12 protein-coding genes and 1 pseudogene are annotated in these 20567 nt (G+C 67.0%); 6 read left to right on the top strand and 7 right to left on the bottom strand.

Going from position 1 to position 20567, the window contains the following annotated elements; genetic code table 11:
• Window positions 1–2 precede the first annotated feature (2 nt).
• Complete coding sequence (mpl, locus tag INQ41_RS02930) at window positions 3–1409, bottom strand: UDP-N-acetylmuramate:L-alanyl-gamma-D-glutamyl-meso-diaminopimelate ligase (protein WP_193986068.1); 1407 nt, start codon at window positions 1407–1409, stop codon at window positions 3–5.
• Window positions 1410–1416: 7 nt separating this feature from the next.
• Window positions 1417–1995, bottom strand: coding sequence for an adenylate kinase (locus tag INQ41_RS02925; RefSeq protein ID WP_193986066.1), 579 nt, complete (start codon window positions 1993–1995; stop codon window positions 1417–1419).
• A gap of 160 nt (window positions 1996–2155) precedes the next feature.
• Here INQ41_RS02925 and INQ41_RS02920 point away from each other — a divergent pair, with 160 nt between their 5' ends.
• Both INQ41_RS02920 and INQ41_RS02915 read left to right on the top strand, forming a co-directional pair.
• Complete coding sequence (locus tag INQ41_RS02920) at window positions 2156–3412, top strand: 6-phosphofructokinase (RefSeq protein WP_193986064.1); 1257 nt, start codon at window positions 2156–2158, stop codon at window positions 3410–3412.
• Window positions 3413–3487: 75 nt separating this feature from the next.
• A complete protein-coding gene (locus tag INQ41_RS02915) occupies window positions 3488–5515 on the top strand; it encodes a sodium-translocating pyrophosphatase (protein WP_193986062.1) in 2028 nt (675 codons plus the stop codon).
• 97 nt (window positions 5516–5612) lie between these two features.
• Here the strand turns inward: INQ41_RS02915 and INQ41_RS02910 are convergent, their stop codons facing one another.
• Together INQ41_RS02910 and INQ41_RS02905 are read right to left on the bottom strand one after the other, a co-directional pair.
• Window positions 5613–6164 (bottom strand): hypothetical protein, encoded by a 552-nt coding sequence (locus tag INQ41_RS02910; protein WP_193986060.1) that lies wholly within the window; start codon window positions 6162–6164, stop codon window positions 5613–5615.
• A gap of 159 nt (window positions 6165–6323) precedes the next feature.
• Window positions 6324–7862 carry a M91 family zinc metallopeptidase gene (locus INQ41_RS02905; protein ID WP_193986058.1) on the bottom strand — a complete coding sequence of 513 codons (1539 nt, stop codon included), beginning with the start codon at window positions 7860–7862 and terminating at the stop codon, window positions 6324–6326.
• 210 nt (window positions 7863–8072) lie between these two features.
• Here INQ41_RS02905 and ppa point away from each other — a divergent pair, with 210 nt between their 5' ends.
• A complete protein-coding gene (ppa, locus tag INQ41_RS02900) occupies window positions 8073–8624 on the top strand; it encodes an inorganic diphosphatase (RefSeq protein ID WP_193986056.1) in 552 nt (183 codons plus the stop codon).
• A gap of 217 nt (window positions 8625–8841) precedes the next feature.
• On the opposite strand, the gene INQ41_RS02895 is transcribed toward ppa, so the two are convergent.
• The 3 genes from INQ41_RS02895 to INQ41_RS02885 form a co-directional block, all read right to left on the bottom strand.
• Entirely contained in the window at window positions 8842–11931 is a 3090-nt protein-coding gene (locus INQ41_RS02895; RefSeq protein WP_228076683.1) for a TonB-dependent receptor domain-containing protein, read from the bottom strand.
• Window positions 11932–12020: 89 nt separating this feature from the next.
• Window positions 12021–12911: a helix-turn-helix domain-containing protein gene (locus INQ41_RS02890; protein WP_407074261.1), complete on the bottom strand. Its 891-nt coding sequence runs from the start codon at window positions 12909–12911 to the stop codon at window positions 12021–12023.
• Window positions 12912–13083: 172 nt separating this feature from the next.
• Window positions 13084–15429: a winged helix-turn-helix domain-containing protein gene (locus INQ41_RS02885; RefSeq protein WP_193986052.1), complete on the bottom strand. Its 2346-nt coding sequence runs from the start codon at window positions 15427–15429 to the stop codon at window positions 13084–13086.
• 577 nt (window positions 15430–16006) lie between these two features.
• Here INQ41_RS02885 and ilvD point away from each other — a divergent pair.
• The 3 genes and pseudogenes from ilvD to ilvG all read left to right on the top strand — a co-directional run.
• Window positions 16007–17737 carry a dihydroxy-acid dehydratase gene (gene ilvD, locus INQ41_RS02880; protein WP_193986050.1) on the top strand — a complete coding sequence of 577 codons (1731 nt, stop codon included), beginning with the start codon at window positions 16007–16009 and terminating at the stop codon, window positions 17735–17737.
• 59 nt (window positions 17738–17796) lie between these two features.
• Window positions 17797–18843 carry a ketol-acid reductoisomerase gene (gene ilvC, locus INQ41_RS02875; protein ID WP_193986049.1) on the top strand — a complete coding sequence of 349 codons (1047 nt, stop codon included), beginning with the start codon at window positions 17797–17799 and terminating at the stop codon, window positions 18841–18843.
• Window positions 18840–20552 (top strand): annotated as a pseudogene (gene ilvG / locus INQ41_RS02870) (acetolactate synthase 2 catalytic subunit); the annotation flags it as partial. The gene ilvC and the pseudogene ilvG, both read left to right, overlap by 4 nt.
• Window positions 20553–20567: the final 15 nt, after the last annotated feature.

The raw sequence follows: 20567 nt of genomic DNA, 5'->3' as shown, positions 1-20567 counted from the left end.
GCCTAGCGCAGTGGCGGCCGGTCCTGAAGCGCGGCCAGGAAGCGGCGCGGCGCATTGTCAAAACCGCCATTGGACATGAACAACACGTGGTCACCGGGCCGGACCCGTGTGATCAGGTCGGCCACCAGGCTCTCGACATCCGGCGCCGTGCTGCCTTCACCACGCAGTCCGGCGACCACCGCACCCGCGTCCCAGGCCAGCTCGGGGCGATGCAGGAACACGACCGCGTCCGCCTGCGCCAGCGACGGCGCCAGCGCATCGGCGTGCGCGCCCAGCCGCATCGAATTGCTGCGCGGCTCCAGCGCGGCGACGATGCGCGCGCCCCCGACCCGCGCGCGCAGGCCGGCCAGCGTGGTCGCGATCGCGGTGGGGTGGTGGGCAAAATCGTCGTGGACGGTGATGTCGGCGCACTCGCCCACCCGCTCCATGCGCCGTTTGACGCTGCTGAACCCGGCCAGCGCCGTGAGCACGTCCGGCAGTTCGACGCCGACCTGGTGCGCGCTCGCCAGTGCGGCCAGCGCGTTCATGACGTTGTGCCGGCCCAGCAGGGGCCAATGGACCTCGCCCACTTCTGCGCCGTCGTGGATGACTACGAAGCGGCTGCCATCGTCGGCCAGCAGGCGGGCGGTCCAGTTGAATGCAAGCGCCGGGGACACCGGGGCGACCGCTGCCGCCCCATCCAGGCCGAAGGTCTGCACCGGCGTCCAGCAGCCCATCGCCAACACCTCGGCCAGGTGCGCGTCCTCGCCATTGACGACCAGGCAGCCGCGGCGCGGCACGGTCCGCACGAGATGGTGGAACTGGCGCTGGATCGCGGCCACATCTGGAAAAATGTCGGCGTGGTCGAACTCCAGGTTGTTGAGGATCGCGACCAGCGGGCGGTAGTGGACGAACTTGCTGCGCTTGTCGAAGAACGCGGTGTCGTACTCGTCGGCCTCGACCACGAACTCGCGGCCCGTACCGACGCGCGCGGAGACGCCGAAGTCCTCGGCCACGCCGCCGATCAGGAAGCCCGGACCGCGGCCGGCGGCCTCCAGCAGCCACATCAGGATCGAGGTGGTCGTGGTCTTGCCATGCGTGCCGGCGACGGCGAGCGCGTCCCGCCCCGGCAGCACGTTCTCGGCCAGCCACTGCGCACCGGAGGTGTACGCGCGCCCGTCATCGAGCACCTGCTCGACCGCCGGGTTGCCGCGCGAGAGCGCGTTGCCGACGACGACCTGGTCGCAGTCAGCGGAGATGTTGCCCGGCTCGTACCCCTGGCGCAGCTCGATGCCCAGCGTATCCAGCAGCGTGGACATGGGCGGGTACACCGCCTGGTCGCTGCCTTCCACCTGATGGCCCAACTCGCGGGCGAGCGTTGCCACGCCGCCCATGAACGTACCGGCGACGCCAAGGATATGCAGTTTCATCGCGCGATCAGCCGACCTCGGGCACGGGCTTCAACGCCGAGATGATCCGCACGAACACGTCGTCCAGCGAACCGACGCCATCGACGACGCTGAGCTTGCCGCGCTGGCGGAAGAAGTCCACTACCGGCTCGGTCTGGTCCGAGTACACCTTCAGGCGCGTGCGCACCGACTCGGGCGTGTCGTCGGCACGGCCTTCGGCCTTGGCGCGGCCGGCGATGCGCTCCACCAGCAGTTCGGAAGGCACGTCCAGCTGCACGGCCGCGTCCATCGGCTGGCCGATTCGCTCCAGCAGAGCGGTCAACGCATCGGCCTGGGCCAGGTTGCGCGGATAGCCGTCCAGGATGAAGCCGCCCTTGGTGTCCTCCTGGGAGAACCGGTTCTCCAGCATGCCCAGCAGGATCTCGTCGGAGACCAGCTCACCGCGGGCCATCACTTCCCTGGCCTCGATGCCCAGCTTGCTTTCGGCGGCCACCTCGGCGCGCAGCAGGTCGCCGGTGGAAATGTGCGGAACCTGCAGGTGTTCCTTCAGGCGCACGGCCTGGGTGCCCTTGCCGGAGCCGGGGGGGCCGAGAAGTACCAATCGCATCGCTGTCTCCTGTGTCTGAATTTGGCGCTGGCCAGGGCTGTGTACCTGGGCCACACGGGGCCGGCGCTACACTCGCAGCAGCCTCTCAACCAGCCCGGCAAACGGCAATCAGCTTAACGCATCCTTGCCGGCCGCCGGCATTCATATTCCTGGAATCCCCATGCCTTCTGGAACACTGCTCTACGCCCAGTCCGGCGGCGTCACGGCCGTCATCAATGCCACTGCCTCGGCGGTCATCCAGACCGCGCGCAAGCGCAAGGTCAAGGTGCTCGCCGCGCGTGACGGCATCCTTGGCGTGTTGCGCGAGCAGCTCATCGACACCTCCAAAGAGTCGATCGCCGACATCCGCGCCCTCGCCCACACCCCGGGCGGCGCATTCGGTTCGTGCCGGCTCAAGCTCAAGTCGCTGGAGGAGGACCGGGCGAAGTACGAGCGCCTGATCGACGTCTTCCGCGCCCACGACGTGCGCTGGTTCCTCTACAACGGCGGCAACGATTCGGCCGACACCGCCTTGAAGGTCTCCCGCCTGGCCGCCGAGTACGACTATCCGCTGCACTGCATCGGCGTGCCCAAGACGATCGACAACGACCTCGCGCTGACCGACTGCAGCCCGGGATTCGGCTCGGCGGCGAAATACACCGCGGTGTCGGTGCGCGAGGCCGCCCTCGACGTCGCGGCGATGGCGGAGACCTCCACCAAGGTCTTCATCTACGAGGCGATGGGCCGCCACGCAGGCTGGCTGGCCGCATCGGCCGGGCTGGCCGGCGAAGGTCCCGACCAGGCGCCCCATCTCATCCTGTTGCCGGAACGCACCTTTGACGAGGCCGATTTCCTGGCCAAGGCGAAATCCACCGTCGAGCGCGTCGGCTATTGCGTCGTGGTTGCCAGCGAAGGCATCCGCGACGCCGATGGCAGGTTCATCGCCGACGCGGGCGGTCGCACCGATTCATTCGGGCACAAGCAGCTTGGCGGCGTCGCCTCGCACCTGGCGGGCCGCGTGCAGGACACGCTGGGTTACAAGGTCCACTGGGCGCTGCCGGACTACCTGCAACGCTCGGCGCGGCACCTGGCGTCCAGGACCGATCTGGAGCATGCGCAGGCGGTTGGCACCGCCGCGGTGGAATACGCGCTGGACGGAATGAACGCGATGATGCCGGTGATTGTGCGCACCGCCGACGCGCCCTACGCCTGGAAGGTCGAGGCCGCCCCGCTGTCCAAAATCGCCAACAAGGAGAAGACCCTGCCGGCCGGCTTCATCCGCCGCGACGGCTACGGGATTACCGCCAAGGCGCGAGCCTACCTCGGCCCGCTGATCCACGGCGAAGCGCCGCCGCCGTACGGCGCGGATGGGTTACCCAGGTATGTGACCCTGAAGAATGTGGCCGTGCCCGCATTGCTTGCGCCTTGGCACGAATAAGCGGTTTCACGCTGTGCCATAGTCGCGGGGCAATCGGAAATTCCACGTAGTCCACTTCTATCTGGGGAGGAGTTCATGCTGGAGCATTACGGTCTGTACCTGGCGCTTGGCTGCGCCGTCATCGCGATCCTGTACGGGATCATCTCGGCGCGCTGGATCAACGCGCAACCCGCCGGCAACGAACGCATGCAGGAGATCGCGGGGGCGATCCAGGAAGGCGCGCGCGCGTATCTCAACCGGCAATACCTGACCATCTCCGTCGCGGGAGTGGTCCTGTTCGTTGTGATCGCCCTGATGCTGGGCTGGTGGACCGCGGGCGGATTCGCGTTGGGCGCGATCCTGTCGGGCGCGGCCGGCTACATCGGCATGAACGTGTCGGTGCGTGCCAACGTGCGCACCGCCGAGGCCGCCAGGCGCGGCATCGGTCCGGCGATGGACGTGGCGTTCCGGGGCGGCGCCATCACCGGCATGCTGGTGGTCGGACTGGGCCTGCTCGGGGTGGCCGGATACTGGCTGCTGCTGGCCAGCAGGGGCATCGTCGGCGAACCGGCCCTGCACGCGCTGATCGGGCTGGCGTTCGGCTCCTCGCTGATCTCGATCTTCGCCCGGCTGGGCGGCGGCATCTTCACCAAGGGCGCGGACGTCGGCGCGGACCTGGTCGGCAAGGTCGAGGCCGGGATTCCCGAGGATGACCCGCGCAACCCGGCGGTGATTGCCGACAACGTCGGCGACAACGTCGGCGACTGCGCCGGCATGGCGGCCGACCTGTTCGAGACCTACGCGGTGACGGTGATCGCCACAATGCTGCTGGGCTACCTGATGGCCGACCAGGTCGGCCCCAATGGCGTGCTCTATCCGCTGGTGCTGGGCGGCGTGTCGATCATCGCCTCGATCATCGGCACGCTGTTCGTCAAGGTGAAAGCTGGCGGCTCGATCATGGGCGCGTTGTACAAGGGCGTGATCGTGTCGGCGGTGCTTTCGGCGATCGCGTTCTACCCGGTGACCACGATCCTGATGGCCGACTTCAGCGGCGGCACGATCAACCTGTACCTCTGCGCGCTGGTGGGGCTGGCGCTCACCGGCGCGATCGTCTGGATCACCGAGTACTACACCGGCACGCAGTACAAACCGGTGCGGCACATCGCGCAGGCATCGAGCACCGGCCACGGGACCAACATCATCGCCGGGCTGGGGATCTCGATGAAGTCCACCGCCTGGCCGGTGCTGTCGGTGTGCGCCGCGATCTGGGCCTGCCAGATGCTTGGTGGCCTGTACGGCATCGCGACGGCGGCGACGGCCATGCTCTCGATGGCGGGCATGATCGTCGCCCTGGATGCCTATGGCCCGATCACCGACAACGCCGGCGGGATCGCCGAGATGGCCGACCTGCCGCCGGAGGTCCGCGACATCACCGACCCGCTGGACGCGGTCGGCAACACCACCAAGGCGGTGACCAAGGGCTATGCGATCGGTTCGGCCGCGCTGGCGGCACTGGTGCTGTTCGCCGACTACACGCACAACCTGCAGACCCACAATCCAGGCGAGATCTTCACCTTCGACCTGTCGGACTACCGGGTGATCATCGGCCTGCTGATCGGCGGCCTGATCCCGTACCTGTTCGGTGCGATGGCGATGGAGGCGGTCGGCCGTGCGGCCGGTGCGGTGGTGGAGGAAGTCCGCCGGCAGTTCCGCGAGATCCCCGGGATCATGGCCGGCACCGCTCGGCCGGACTACTCGCGCGCGGTCGACATGCTGACCAGGTCGGCGATCAAGGAGATGATCCTGCCGTCACTGCTTCCTGTCGCGGTGCCAATCGTGGTGGGACTCGTACTGGGCCCTGTGGCACTGGGGGGCGTTCTCATCGGAACCATCGTCACCGGGCTGTTCGTGGCGATCTCGATGACCACCGGCGGCGGCGCCTGGGACAACGCGAAGAAGTACATCGAGGACGGCAACTTCGGCGGCAAGGGCAGCGAGGCCCACATGGCCGCGGTGACCGGCGATACGGTCGGAGATCCGTACAAGGACACCGCCGGCCCGGCGATCAACCCGCTGATCAAGATCATCAACATCGTGGCGTTGCTGATGGTGCCGCTGCTTTGATGGGCGGTCGCCCGTAACTGTGTAAAGCAGGAAAAAAAAGCCCCGCTTCGGCGGGGCTTTTTCCTGGGCGGCGTTCACTGGATTGCCGCGTGGACCGTCAGCGCGAGGACTCCACAAACGCGCCACGCTCCAGGTCGAACCACGCCGTGCACAGGCGATGCTGGCTCTCGACCACGGCAAACGAAGCGCGCCACAGGTCAACGCCGGCGACCTTCTCGCCCGCGCTGAAATCGGTCTCCGTAAAGGGCGCGACCCCGACGCACCAGCGCAGCCGGTCGCCTTCAAGCGACATCGGCAGCGCGAACTCGAAGCGGCCCTCAAGGCCGGCCCCTGGGGCCACCCTGGCGGCCAATGGCGTCGGCGGAGAGGTCGGCGCCGGAGTCGGCAACGGCAAGGCTTCATGGCTGAGAGTTATGCCGCCCTGCTCGTCCACGGCGAAGAACGGAGTCGGCACCGCGCCCGCGGCGTGCTGCCGGGAGAGCACCGCATGGCGGTCGCCACGATCAAACACCGCCACAGCTTGATTGCCGGCGTTCTCGATCCGGTAAGCAACCTTCAGCAACCGCTGCGATGGCGAATAGTCGAAGCTGGCCTTTACCGAAGCGAGGCTTCCAGTGGCTTCGGTGCTGACAGCGCGGCTTGCAGACATTGAATCAGGCTCCGGAACTCGCGGGGATGGGTTGACCGCTGCGGAGGCACAGCCCGCTGCGAAAACGACCACTGCGGCGAGGGCCGCCGCAGTGGTTATTCGTGGCAGGGGTCGGCCCTTACGTGGATTGGACATGCAGACTCCGCGTTTCGCCCGATCTTACAGGGTGTAGTTCGGCCGGTCCGGCAAGCCCAGCTCCTGACGGAAGCCATTCTCGGTCAGATGATGGGGGTTGGCGGTGGTGGGCGGCGTGGACGGATCACCGTCGAAGTCGAAGGCGGGAGCGCTGGTCTCCAGACCAACGGCTTGGCGCTCGGCGTTGGGCACGCTGCCCGAATCCGGGCCTTCGCCGCGATAGGTACCCGGCTGGAAGGTCCCAGTGACACCGTTATAGGCATGCGACATCTCGTGGTAGAGCACGCCGATCGGAGTCGGGAAGGCGTCCATGTGGAAGCTCGGGTTGTAGCTGATGGTCACGTTGCCGCCAGCACCCGCGCGACCGTTGACGATGTCCGCGTCGCGGCTGAAGGTCTGCGCGTAGCCGTTCTGCTCGCTGGCCAGCTCACGGATGGTGACGACGTTGCCCTTCTTCTCGGCCGCCGCGTCGAACTCGGCCAGCATCTTCTGCCCGACTGGCGAGGCGCGCAGCATGTCCAGCTCCGCACCGATGCGCTGGGTGAACGCCTCCGAGCCCTCGACCTTGATGCTCTGACCCAGTGAGGAGTCGATCTCCACGTTTACCACCGTGTCATTGGCCGCGGTGGCGGAGTTGATCAGGTTGCCCACCGACTGCGCGTGGATGACATTGTTGCCACCGGCGGTGTCGACGCGGTTGTTGCCCGAGCCGGTGTAGATCACGTCGTTGCCGGTGCCGCTGCGGATCACGTCGTCGCCGCGTCCGCCGGAGATGATGTTGTTGCCGTTGCCGCCGTGGATGACGTCGTTGCCCGCTCCGCCTTCGATGAAATTGTCGCCGGCGCCGCCGTGGATGATGTCATCGCCATCGCCGCCGTGGATCACGTCGACCGCGCCGCCGCCGTGGATGGTGTCATTGCCGCTGTTGCCGAAGATGTCGTTACGGCCACCGGTCGTGATGATCGTGTCGTCACCGGCGCCGCCGTCGATGCGGTCATCGCCCGCGCCGGTCTGGATGAAGTCATTGCCATCGCCGCCGTCGACCACGATGTTGACCTTGACGTTTGGGGCTACGCAGATCACGTCGTCACCGGCACCGGCGCGGATGGTCAGCTCCTGGCTTTCGCCCAGACGCATCTCGTACTGCTCGCCGTTGACGGTGACATCCAGGGTCCCGTCGTCGCGCTGGCCGACATTGACGCGGTCATCGCCCGCGCCCGTGGTCAGCACCAGCTGGTCGCTGCTGACGTAGGTGCGACCGTAGCCGGCGTCGGCCATGGTCTGCTCGCGGGTGATCTCGACCTGCTCGCCCTTGTGGATCTCGGCGCGCTCGACGGTCTTGCCGTCCGGTGTGCTGTCCGGCGGCAACGGCTTGCCACGCGAGCTGCCCTGGATCTCCACCGCATCGGCCGATTTGCCCTTTCCCTCGCCCACCGGGTCTGCCGTGGAGATGCAGGTCGGCGGCGCGGACTCGCGCGCGGCCGGATTGTTCCAGTAGTCGTTCGACTGCAGGCGCGGATCGGTGTGGGACTGGGTGGCGGACGGGTTGAGCGACAGGGACATGACAGGTACCGGTTCAGTGGACTTGCCCTATAGATACGCACTGGTACGGACGGCGCCAAGCTGGGGCATACCCGAGGGCGATCCGTTGGCCAACCCGGAAATCGCCTCGAAGCGCCGGCAACACTGCCCTTGCTGCATCGCAGCAGCTGGACGGGTAAAATGGCCGGCTTTCCCGGCGTCGCCTCCGACGCCCTACCTCCTGGAGCAATCATGGGTCTGGACCACGTCACCACCGGCGACAATCCACCGGAAGAAATCAACGTCATCATCGAGATCCCGAAGGATGCCGAGCCGGTGAAGTACGAGGTCGACAAGGAATCGGGAGCGATTTTCGTCGACCGCATCCTGTCCACGCCGATGCGCTACCCGTGCAACTACGGCTACGTGCCCAACACCCTGTGCGGCGACGGCGATCCCGCCGACGTGATGGTCATCCTCCCGCTGCCGCTGATCCCCGGATCGGTCATCCGCTGCCGCCCGGTCGGCGTGCTCAACATGAGCGATGAGGCCGGCAAGGACGAGAAGATCCTCGCGGTACCCGTGGCCAAGGTGTTCGCCGGGTACGCGCACATCCACGACATCGACCAGGTCAGCCCGCACTGGTGCGAGCGCATCGGCCACTTCTTCGAGCACTACAAGGACCTGGAGAAGGACAAGTGGGTCAAGCTGGACGGCTGGGGCAACGCCGCCGAGGCCAAGGCCGTGCTGGTGGATGCGATGAAGCGTCATCAAGCGGATGTGGCGGGCGAGGCGGCACGCTGACAGCACGGCTCTGGGAAGTGTAAAAAAGCCGCCCAATGGGCGGCTTTTTTGTTCTTGCAGCGCGCGAGATTGCGCTTGGTGAAACCAAGGACCGCATTACCCACTCGAGCGCCGCGCAGTACCGGATCGGGCAAATCCGCCACCTCCTTCTCAGCAACGAAAAACGGCCCCGTTTCCGGGGCCGTTTTCCTTGTTACTCAACTGATCAATGAACCGATCAGAAGTTCTGCTGGTACTTCATGTACACGAAGCGACCGATGTCGTTGCCACCGTAGTACGAGAAGTTCGACGACGGCTGATCGAACTCGGCCGCACCGTAGTGACCGAACACGTTGTTCGCACCGACCGCGATCTTCGCATTCCACGGCGCCTTCCAGGAAACCTGGACGTCGTGGAAGGTGTTCGCACCGATACGGTTCATCGGAACGTTCTTGCCCAGGGTGTCGGGCGCTGCGTAATCGGGATCGGTACAACGATCGTCGAAGTAGCACTCTTCCTTCACGCCGGAGGAGTAACGCACACCCCAGTTGGCAGCAAAGTCACCCTTGCTCCAATTCAGGTTCGCATTGGAACGAACCCGGAACTGACCGCTGAAGCCATTGCCCACCGCTTCCGGAGTACCGGCATCGTTGGTCGACTTGGTCACGTACTTGCTGACGTAGGTGGTGTCCCAGTTCAGGCCGAAACGACCGTAGTCGGTGTCGAAGCGGTAGCCGACGGCCAGGTCGAAACCTTCCGTTTCGGCGTAACCGGCGTTGCGCAGGCCGTAGGTCAGGTCATCAACGATACCCAGCACCGGATCACGCGTGAAGTTCGCGCAGCGCGACTCGATCAGGGCGATGTAGCAGTCGCTCAGGATCGCGTTCGGGCTGTCGGACACCATCGTGTTCTCGATGCGGATGTTCCACCAGTCCAGACCGATGCTCAGGCCCTGGACGTAGCCCGGGCTGTACACGAAACCAACCGTCTTGGAGGTGGAGGTCTCCGGCTGCAGGTTGATGTTCGAGCCGCTGGTGAACGGGACCGGGGTCTGGTCAGCAGCGCTGGTGATCGGCACGAAGCCCTGCTTCAGCTGACGATAGCCCGGCGACACGTCCTGGAGGCAGCGGGCGCTGCCGGCAGCGTTGCCGTACACGCTGTCGCACGGATCACGGAAACCGGTGGTGAAGGTCTGCGAGCCGCCGCCGTAGAGGTCGGCGATCGTCGGAGCGCGGAAGCCCTCGGACCAGGTACCACGGACCAGCAGGTCGTCGATCGGACGCCACTTGAAGCCGAACTTGTTGTTCGTGGTGTCACCGAAGGTGTCGTAGTCCGAGTAACGGCTGGCCACGTTCAGGGTCAGCTCTTTGGCGAACGCCACGTCCGCCAGCACCGGAATGCTCAGCTCGCCGTAGAACTCGTCCAGTGAGTACCGGCCAAAGGTATTGCCGGAAGCCAGGTTGGTCGAATCGCCGGACTGCGCGATGGCGTCAGGCGAGTAGCCGCCGGATTCCTTGCGGGTCTCGTAACCGATGGCAAAGCCCAGATCACCGGCCGGCAAGGTGAACAGCGAACCTGCCAGGTTGGCGAAGTAGCTCTGCGTCTCCGTGGTGCCGGTGCCGTGCTCTTCCTTGAACAGGTAGTTCACGACGTTCGGATCGTCCAGCGAGTTCTCCACCGCACCGGTGCCGAAGCCCGCAAACGGGTTCCACGGAACGCAACCGGCAATTACGTTGTCCGCAGCGCCATTCAAGCCCTGGGTACCGCAGACCAGCTTGCCGGTCGTCGGATCGCGGAACGACGGGCCCACTGCCTTCCGCACGTTCGGGATGAAGAAGTTGCCGTTGTTGATGATGTTGACGTTGGTCTCGTTGTACAGAGTGCCAACATCCCAGTCGAAGTAACGATCGGCCAGCTGGAACGAACCTTCCAACGCGGCAGTGAAGCGCCAGGTGGTGGAATCGCTCTGGGTGGTACGCGGCTGCTCCCAGCCACGACGACGCCAGTTGATGTTGTTGCTGCCCTGGATGAACGGCTTGCCGTCGGCATCGACCTGGCCGACCAGCTCCGGATCATAAAGATCCGCGTTGCCGTTGGGGTTGAAGTAGCTGCCGTTGCTGACGAACGTGCGGCTGCCGTCCGGGTTGGTGCGGTAGACCGCACCGGCCATCTGTGCGCCGGTGGCCGACGACTGCAGCGGGTAGCCGGCAATCTGGCGCTCGGAGTTGCGCTGGTTGTACGCCAGGTCGCTGGTGAAGCGGACGTTGTCGGTGATTTCCCAGTTTGCGCTGGCGAAGAGCGAACGACGCTCCATCGGGGTGCGCAGGTGCATCTGGTCCGAGGCACGGCTGGTATCGGCACCGGTCTGCGGATGGAAGTCACCCGCGCCGATGGCATCGGAGCCGCGATTGGGCGCCGACCATGCAGCGGCAGCGCGCATCGGGCGGCCGTTCGGATCGACGATGAACTTGCCGTCGGCGTCGGTTGCATAGCCGCCGTCCGGATCCAGCGCGAAGCGGATCAGCTGTCCGCTGGCGTCGCGGCGGAACTGCTGCGCATTGCGGTCATAGTTGCCCCACTGGCCAACCGCCGTGGTGCTGTGCTGCGGGTAGCCCGGGTAGCTGTCGCGGCTGAACCAACGGTCCTTGGCCCAGACGGCGTCTTCCTTGTGCTGCTCGGCACCGATCGTGACCGAACCGCGGTCGCCGGAGAAACCGGCGACGAAGTCGTAGTTCTGGACAGTGCCATCGCCCTGGCTGAACTGGCCGTAGTAGGCGTTGACTTCCGCGCCGTCAAAGTCGCGGCGGGTGATGATGTTGATCACGCCGGCCATCGCGTCGGAACCGTAGATCGAGGACGCGCCGTCCTTCAGGACTTCAATGCGCTCGACGACGGCGGACGGAATGGTGGAGACGTCCTGGTAACCGGCGGCGCTGATGCCCAGACGCTTGCCGTTGACCAGCACCAGGGTGCGCTGCGCGCCCAGGTTACGCAGGTCGATGTACGAACCACCGGCTTCGACGTTGGCGGTCAGCGGCGAGGCGCGGCTGAACGACGGCGAACCGGCGGCGGAGATGTTCTGCAGGATGTCGGCGACAGAGTTGAAGCCCTGGTTCTCGATGTCTGCACGCGAAATCATCAGGACCGGCTGTGCGGTCTCGACGTCGACCTGGCGGATACGCGAGCCGGTGACTTCAATGCGGTCAAGGGTGGTGGCCTGGGAAGCCGGGGCTTCCTGTGCGCCGGCAATAGCCGGCACAAGTGCCACTGCGACAGCGGCCGGCAGCATGCCGAGACGCAGCGCGGGGCGCAAATTGCGGTAATTCATCGGGGTCTATCTCCAATAACGTTATGGGCGTGTTAAACGCCCCGAACACGCTACGACCCAAACCCCTTTGCTGCTTTGCCCGGGACGGTCTATGACTTTGCCGATCCTGTCCTCCCGGTAAGGGCGGCTGCTTTGCGGTAGCTGGTCGCCGAGGTCTGGTAACGCGCCCGGAACGCCCGGGCGAAGCTGCAGCAGTTGTCAAAGCCCGACGCGGCGGCGACCTCTCCCACCATCATCTGGCTGTCGCGCAGCATCTCGGCGGCCTGCTCCAGGCGCATCCGTGCCGATGCCGACTGCGGGCTTTCGCCGTACAGGCCATGGAAGGTCTTGGAGAAATACCAGCTGGAGAAGCTGGTCAGCTCTGCCAGTTCACTGATGCGCACGACCCGATCACGGTTGCCATACAGGTACATGTGCGCGCGCTGCAGGCGACCGAACACCTGGCGCTTGCGGCGGCGCGACCGGCCCGGGCACAAGGGGATGCTGGCGCTCATCTCGCTTTGCATGGAGGCCAGCTTCAGCAGCAAAGGCCGCAGGATGCCGACAGTGGCTGCGGCGTCCAGCGCGGGTGAACCCGAGAGGCGGCGGGTGGCAGAGCGCCACAGTGCGAGGAACATGCGCATCTCGTGCAGGCGCAGATGGCCCCGGCCCGGGTAGAGACCCGGCTCGGCCATGTCGGCCGCTGCCTGCATCATCTCGCTGCCCAGGCCAAGCCCGATGCACACACCGTGACGGTCCGACTGAATGGCCGGCCGGGAGTCGCGTTCGAAGGCGATCCAGTCGCCGCGGCGCAGGCGGAACTTGCCTTCGCGGGCTTCCACCCATGAGGTGCCGCGCACCTGAACCCATACGGTGAAGACGGTGGCCGGCAATTGCAGGCTGCCCAGGCGCGAGACGCCCATGCGGCGGACCTGCGACTCGTTGTCTGAACTCTCTACCTGCAATTGCTGGCCGCGATCGGCCCACAACAGATTTTCCAATGCGATCTCCTGGGACATGTGCCTGACGAGGCCGGCATCTTTACGCGATCAGCCCGGAGAGTCCCGTCGGTTTGCCAACATTTGCCCGAAATTGTGCCGAATCAGCTGCCGACAAAAGTCCGAAGGCAATTTACCATTGAAATTCAACGGCTTGCTGAACGAACCTGGGCCGTTATTGGGGCGCAAACAATCTGGAAAAACCGATATCGCCCCGGTCGTACTCCGCCAGCGCAACAAACAGGTCGCCGGTGCGCGGACTGAAAGTGAGCGCGCGCGTCGATGCTCGACGCTCCTGGTCCAGGCAGAGGGAACTTTCCTGTGTGTCGCGCTCGACCGACGCCGCCTGGGGAGCCTGGACAAGCAGCGCCGGGCAAGCAGGCGTGCGTCGCACCAGGAACACGCCGCCGCGGTCCGTTGCCGCCCAAGCGTGCTGCCATCGCGTCACGCCTCGTGGAAGCTCCACCGGGCGGATGCTGCCCGCGCTCAGCTCGGTGTCGACCTGCCACAGGCCTGGATCGCCCCCGCGCGTGAAGATGACCCGCTTGCCCGGCGCATCGACCTGCAGCCGGGTCACGTTGTCGATGGTCGCCAGCGGTGTGGAAGGTCGGGCCGCATCGAACAGGTTCAGGCGCAGTCGACCCTCGCCGTCGTCGGCCAACACCAGCAGCCGCTGGTCCGGGCCGTCGGGCCCGGGCGCGAATGCCGCCTGGACCGGCGCGCCGACCCGCAGCGCCAGGCGGCTCATGCGTCCGCTATCGGGAAACACTTCGAAGACCCCGGCCTGGGCAGTTCCCCCGGGTCTCGAGTCGGCCGGGGTACCCACCAGCAGCACGCGCTTGCCGTCACTGGACCACGCGGCCGGCTGGCGGGTATCAGGCTGGATCCCTTCCAGCATTCGCAGCGACGCCGGGTCATCCACATCGCCCCACCACAGGCCAAACGGACCGGCGCGGTCGGACGCAAATACCAGCTGGCGGCCGTCCGGGGCGATCGACGGAACCCGGTCGCGGCCGGAGGAGGCAAACAGACGCTCGCCGGCGCGCTCGCCATTGACGCTGAAGCGGTAGATGCCGAAGCGGGGATGACGCAGCACGTACGCAAGCGAGGCCGCGTTGCGCGCGGCCGCCGGCTGCTCGCCGTCTTCCACGCCCAGTTCGACATGGTCGCCACTGGCGATGTCGAAGCGATACAGGCGGCTGATCCCGTCGATGCGCCGCGCGTAGACCAGCGTGCTGCTGTCGGCGAGCCAGTCCCAGCCGCGGATCTCTCCGCTCATCCTGGTAAGCCGCTCGGCCTTTCCGCCACTGGCCGCGACACGCCAGAAATCGCCCAGCGGTAAATTGCGCAGGAACACGATCCAACGGCCATCGGGCGAGTAGCGCGGAGAACGGTCCAGGCGATCCGGATCGGCGTCGTAGTCAAGCGCGCGCACCTCGCCGCTGGCCAAATCGAGCACCTGCAGGCCCGCGATGGCGCCGCGATCGAGGATGAATCCGCGGCCATCCGGCGTCCAGCCAAAACCCGGCTGGTTGTCGGGATCGCACTGGGCGACGGTGCGCTCGCCGCGCCCGGTCGGGCGGATCACCATCAGCCGGCAGTCCTGGCCCGGCGTGACCCGCAGGAAGGCGATCTCGCGGCCTTCGGGCGACCACTGCGGGGAGGAATCCTCGGCCATGCCCTGGGGAAAGGTCAGCTGCCGGGGCGCCACCGGAGCAGTGGTCTGCAGCATGATCGCGATGTTGCGCTGCCCTTCCGGAACGGCCATGTATGCGACCTGTCCGCCGCCGGGGCTGAGCGAGGGTGCCAGCTCGAAGCCCGGAGCGGACGTGATCAGGAACGGCTCGATGCGCTCAGCGTTTGCGTGCGCAGTGGCAGCCGCCTCGGCCGGCGACGGCTCCGGTATTTCGGACGCATCCCGGTAACTCATCCACCAACGGCCAAGCAGCGCCACGACTAGCACGAGTACCAACAGCGCCGCCACGATCACTGCCGGCCGCCAAAGGCTACGGGGGAGTTCGGACGGGTGGCTGGATGGCGCAGGGGGCGCGCCGGTCGGGCTCGTACCGGTGGGGGCCACGGCCTCGCCAGTCGGCGGTGGCCGCGCGCTGGCAGGCTCCGGTGCGATCGCTCGAGTGCCTGCGCCAGCGCCGGTCGCCAGTAGCGTCGGCGCCTCCAGGCTTTCCACCGGCGCCAGCAAGCGGTAGCCACCCTTGGCGATGGTCTCGATGTAGCGCGGATCACCGCGGACTTCCTGGAACGCCTTGCGGAGCTGCGTCACGGCCTGGGTCAGCACGTCGTCGCTGGGATGCGTGTCGGGCCAGACCTGCTCAAGCAGCATCTCGCGGCTGACCACGCGGTCCGCGCTGGCTGCCAGTACCAGCAGCACGGCCATCGCCTTGGGCGTGACCCGGAACGGCCTGCGTGCGCCCGGCGCATGGATCTCGCGTGACAGGACGTCGACCGTGCATTGACCAATGCGCAGTCGTTCAGGCGGGGAGGACGCGTCAGGCAGCAACATGAATGCGTCGGATTATCCGGATCTGCGCCGGATATTGCATGTGCCCAAAGTCCACTACCGACAGGGTCGGCAAACAGCTGGGCGTGATGCGGCAAACGAAGGCACCCGGTGATCCCTGGTCGCTGACGGTTACCCCGCACGGTCCAGCTCCCCATTTCGCGCAATTCCGCCGCGGAAGGCTGTCCGGACAAACGCCTGGCGCAGCGCTGCTCTCTGCGTGGACGCAGTCCGCCGGAACTCTCTGTCCTGAAGACTTGACAATCTTTGTCGACCCATGCTTAGGTCAATCCATGACGCAGCGCAGCATCCATCGCAGCAAACCCATGACAGCCGTGGCTACGGCCCCGGCCCCTGCGGTCGGCCGCGGCAGCGCCGCGCCGACCACTGGCCTGCTCATTCTCGTAACCCTCCTTATTACCGTCCTTTCAGGCGCGGGGTTCGGGTACGTGTAGACCACACAGACCCAGTAACAGGAACCGGACCCCGCGCCCCAAAAAGGCGCGGGGTTTTTCGTTTCAGGAGTGCCGATTCCATCCATCCACCCAGCCAGTACCCCGGAACCACAAGGAATCCCAACGTGAGAAGCAACGCCATCAAGTCAGGTCCCGCGCATGCCCCGGCCCGCGCGATGCTGCGCGCCACCGGCATGGACGATGCGGCGATCGCCAAGCCGCTGGTCGCGATCGTGCACACGTGGACGGATGTATCGCCGTGCAACATCAGTCTGCGCGACCTGGCGCGCCACGCGGCGGACGGCGTGCGCGAAGTCGGCGGCACGCCGGTGGAGTTCAACACCATCGCGGTCACCGACGGCATCGCGATGGGCAGCGACGGCATGCGGGCCTCGCTGGCATCGCGCGAGACGATCGCCGATTCGATCGAGCTGGCGGTGATGGGCCATTGCCTGGACGCGATGGTGCTGCTGGTCGGCTGCGACAAGACCCTGCCCGCCGCGGCGATGGCGGCCGCGCGGCTGGATATCCCGACGGTGATCCTCTACGGCGGCACGATCATGCCGGGCCAGTGCCCGACCGGCGTGAAGTCGCTGACGGTGCAGGACGTGTTCGAAGCGGTCGGCGCGCACGCGGCTGGCCACATCAACGACGCCGAGCTGGCGGATGTCGAGCGCCACGCCTGCCCCGGCGCCGGCGCCTGCGGCGGCCAGTTCACCGCCAACACGATGGCGATGGTGCTGACTTTCTTGGGCCTGTCGCCGCTGCAGCTCAACGACATCCCCGCCATGCATGAGGACAAGCCCGGCGCGGCACATGCCTGCGGGCGGATGGTGATGGAGCAGTTGCGCCGGGGCGGTCCGCTGCCACGGCAGTTGCTTAGCCCGGCATCGCTGCGCAACGCCGCCCGCGCGGTCTCGGCCACGGCCGGCTCGACCAACTGCGCGATGCACCTGCTGGCGATCGCCCACGAGGCCGGCGTGGCCTTCGACTTGGAGGAGTTCCAGCAGGCATCGGCGGTCCCGGTTATCGCCGACCTGAAACCCGGTGGGCGCTATACCGCGGCAGAGCTGTTCACCTTTGGCGGTGTCGCCCTGGTCGCCGATGAGCTGCGCGCCGCCGGCCTGATCGATGACATACCCACGGTCACCGGCCGTAGCCTGTTCGAGGAGCTGGACGCGCTGCCCTCGCCCGGCCCGCAGGAGGCGGTGCGGCCGGTGTCCGATCCGATCAAGCCGACTGGAGGATTCTCGATCCTGTACGGCGATCTCGCCCCCGAAGGCTGCATCGTCAAGCTGGCGGGCCACGGCCAGGACCATTTCGCGGGGCCGGCGCGGGTGTTCAACTCCGAGGAGAGCTGCTTCGCCGCGGTCCAGGCGCGCCAGGTCCAGGCCGGCGACGTGGTCGTGATCCGTTTTGAAGGCCCGGCCGGCGGCCCGGGCATGCGCGAGATGCTGGCGGTCACCGCCGCACTGGTCGGCCAGGGCTTGAGCGATGACGTCGCCCTGATCACCGACGGCCGATTCAGTGGCGCAACCCGCGGCTTCATGGTCGGTCACGTGTCGCCCGAGGCGGCGCATGGCGGCCCCATCGCCAGGATCCGCGACGGCGACCGGATCCGCATCGACGTCACCACGCGACGCATCGACGTCGATGCGGACCTCGCCTCGCGGACCCCCGCGCGCATCGCCCCGCGCGTCACCACGGGCGTGCTCGCGAAGTACGCGCAGCTGGTCAGCTCGGCGTCGCTGGGCGCGGTGACCGCACCTGGCCCGCTGAGCGGCCGCGGCATTCCGGCAACCCTCGTTGGCGCCGATACGGCCGCGAAGCCCGACGCCGAACTGGCGACGACCTGAGTCCCGGCGCGAATCCGATCAACCCCCTCTCTCCAACCCACTCCACAGGAATCCCTCCCATGAGCAACACCGACCCCACCCCCCATCGTCCCCGAGTCGCCGTCATCGGTTATGGCAGCCAGGGCCGCGCGCACGCGCTCAACCCGCGCGACTCCGGCTTTGCCGTCACCGTCGGGCTGCGCGCGGGTGGCCCGACCTCGATCAAGGCCATGGCCGATGGCTTCAGCGTGAGCACGCCGGCCGACGCTGTCGCGGGCGCCGAGGTGGTCGCGGTGCTGACCCCCGACATGGTCCAGGCGGAGCTCTATACGAAGGTCATCGAGCCCAACATCACCCAGGGCGCGTGCCTGCTGTTCGCGCACGGCTTCAACGTGCACTACGGCCAGATCACCCCGCGCGCGGACCTGGACGTGGTGCTGGTGGCGCCCAAGGGCCCCGGCGCGCTGGTGCGGCGCGAGTTCGAGATCGGCCGCGGCGTGCCTGCCGTCTACGCCGTCCATCAGGACCGCAGCGGCAACGCGGAGAAGCTCGCGCTGGCGTACTGCGCCGGCATCGGCGGCGCGCGCCAGAACGCGATCAGGACCACCTTCAAGGAAGAAACCGAGACCGACCTGTTTGGCGAGCAGGCGGTGCTGTGCGGCGGCGCGACCAAGCTGGTCCAGGCCGGCTTCGAGACCCTGGTCGAAGCGGGCTACCAGCCCGAAGTTGCCTATTACGAGTGCCTGCACGAGCTGAAGCTGATCGTCGACCTGTTCTACGAGGGTGGCGTCACCCGCATGCACGAGTTCATCAGCGAGACCGCGCAGTACGGCGCGCTGACCCGCGGCTCCTACGTGGTCGACGACAACACCCGCGCGCAGATGCGCAAGGTGCTGGCCGAGATCCAGGACGGCACCTTCGCGCGGCAGTGGATCGCCGAATACAAGTCCGGCAACGCCAACTACCAGGCCCTGAAGCAGGCCGACCTGGACCACCCGATCGAGGTGACCGGCCGCAAGCTGCGCGCGGCGATGCCGTGGCTGGGCGATGCGCCGCAGACCGATGCGAAAGCGTCCGCGAGCGCTCCCAAGGCGGTCGCCGGGCGCGCCGAGCCGGCCTCGGCATGAACGGCGCGCGCTGGCTGGTGGAGGCACTGTCCGCGGAAAAGGTGGACACGCTGTTCGGCTATCCGGGTGGCGCGATCATGCCGTTCTACGATGCGTTGTACGGCTGCGAACTGAAGCACGTGCTGGTGCGGCATGAGCAGGGCGCGGCGTTCGCGGCCAATGGCTATGCCCGCGCCAGCGGCCGGGTCGGGGTGTGCATTGCCACCTCCGGCCCGGGCGCGACCAACCTGGTGACCGGCATCGCCGATGCGATGCTCGATTCGGTGCCGATGGTGGTGATCACCGGACAGGTGGCGACCACGCTGATGGGCACGGACGCATTCCAGGAAGTGGACGTGTTCGGCATGACCCTGCCGGTGGTGAAGCACAGCTTCATCCCGCGCAGCGTCGATCAGCTGCCCGAGGTGGTGCGCGAAGCGTTCCGGCTGGCCCGCAGCGGCCGGCCCGGACCGGTGCTGATCGACCTGCCCAAAGACGTGCAGCTGGCGACGGCGGCGCATTTGCCCGCGCACGTTCCCGCGCCAGTGGACCCGGCGCCGCCGGCGACCAACGTCGACCTGGTCACGGCGCTGGAGCTGCTGTCCAAGGCGCGCCGCCCGGTCGTCTATGGCGGTGGCGGCATCGCACTGGGGGATGCGGTGGCCGAGTTCCGCACCTTCGTGGAATCCGTGCAGGTGCCCACGGTGCTGACCCTGCGCGGGCTGGGTGCCCTGCCCGACGCGCATCCGCTGAATCTGGGGATGCTGGGCATGCACGGCACCCGCGCGGCCAACATGGCGGTGCAGGAGGCCGATCTGCTGGTGGTGGTCGGCGCGCGGTTTGACGATCGCGCAACGGGGCGGCTGGACCAGTTCGCGCCGATCGCCAAGGTCATCCACCTGGACGTGGACCCGGCGGAGTTCAACAAGCTGCGCCCTTGCGATGCGGTGCTGCATGGCGAGCTGCAGCACAGCCTCAACCAGCTGGCCACGGCCATGCCGGAATGTTCGGCCTGGCGGAGCACCTGCCAGTCGCGCAAACGCCAGTACGCCGCACGCTACGACGCTCCGACCGCCACCGTCTACGCGCCGGCGCTGCTGCGCCGCTTGTCCGAGCTGGCGCCGGCGGCCGTGGTCAGCTGCGACGTCGGCCAGCACCAGATGTGGGTCGCCCAGCACTGGGGCTTCAACGATCCGCGCAAGCACCTGACCAGCGGTGGTCTGGGCGCGATGGGCTTCGGCCTGCCGTCTGCCATCGGCGCGCAGATGGCCGACCCGCAGGCGCAGGTGTTCTGTGTCAGCGGTGACGGGTCGTTCCTGATGAACGTGCAGGAGCTGGCAACCCTCATGCGCTACCGGCTGCCGGTAAAGATCGTCCTGCTCGACAACCAGCGCCTGGGCATGGTCCGGCAATGGCAGGAACTGTTTTTCGAGCACCGATATTCGGAAACCGACCTGTCCGACAACCCGGATTTTGTCGCCGTCGCCGCCGCGTTCGGGATCCAGGCCTTCGCGCTGTCCCGCGCGGACGACTGCGAGGCGGCGCTGCAGCGCCTGATCGCTGCACCAGGGCCGGCGCTGCTGCATGTCTCCATCGATGCCCACGCCAACGTCTGGCCGCTGGTGCCGCCCAACCACAACAACGCGCAGATGCTCCACGAATCAACGGCGCCGCGTGCGATCCCGGGCGCGAACGCCGCCGCAGCAGTCGCCAGCCACGCCTCGCCCGCCCAGGCCGGCGTGACC

The sequence above is a fragment of the Lysobacter ciconiae genome, from assembly GCF_015209725.1.
Taxonomy (GTDB): Bacteria; Pseudomonadota; Gammaproteobacteria; order Xanthomonadales; family Xanthomonadaceae; genus Novilysobacter; species Novilysobacter ciconiae.
This window is presented reverse-complemented; position numbering and strand designations above follow the sequence as displayed.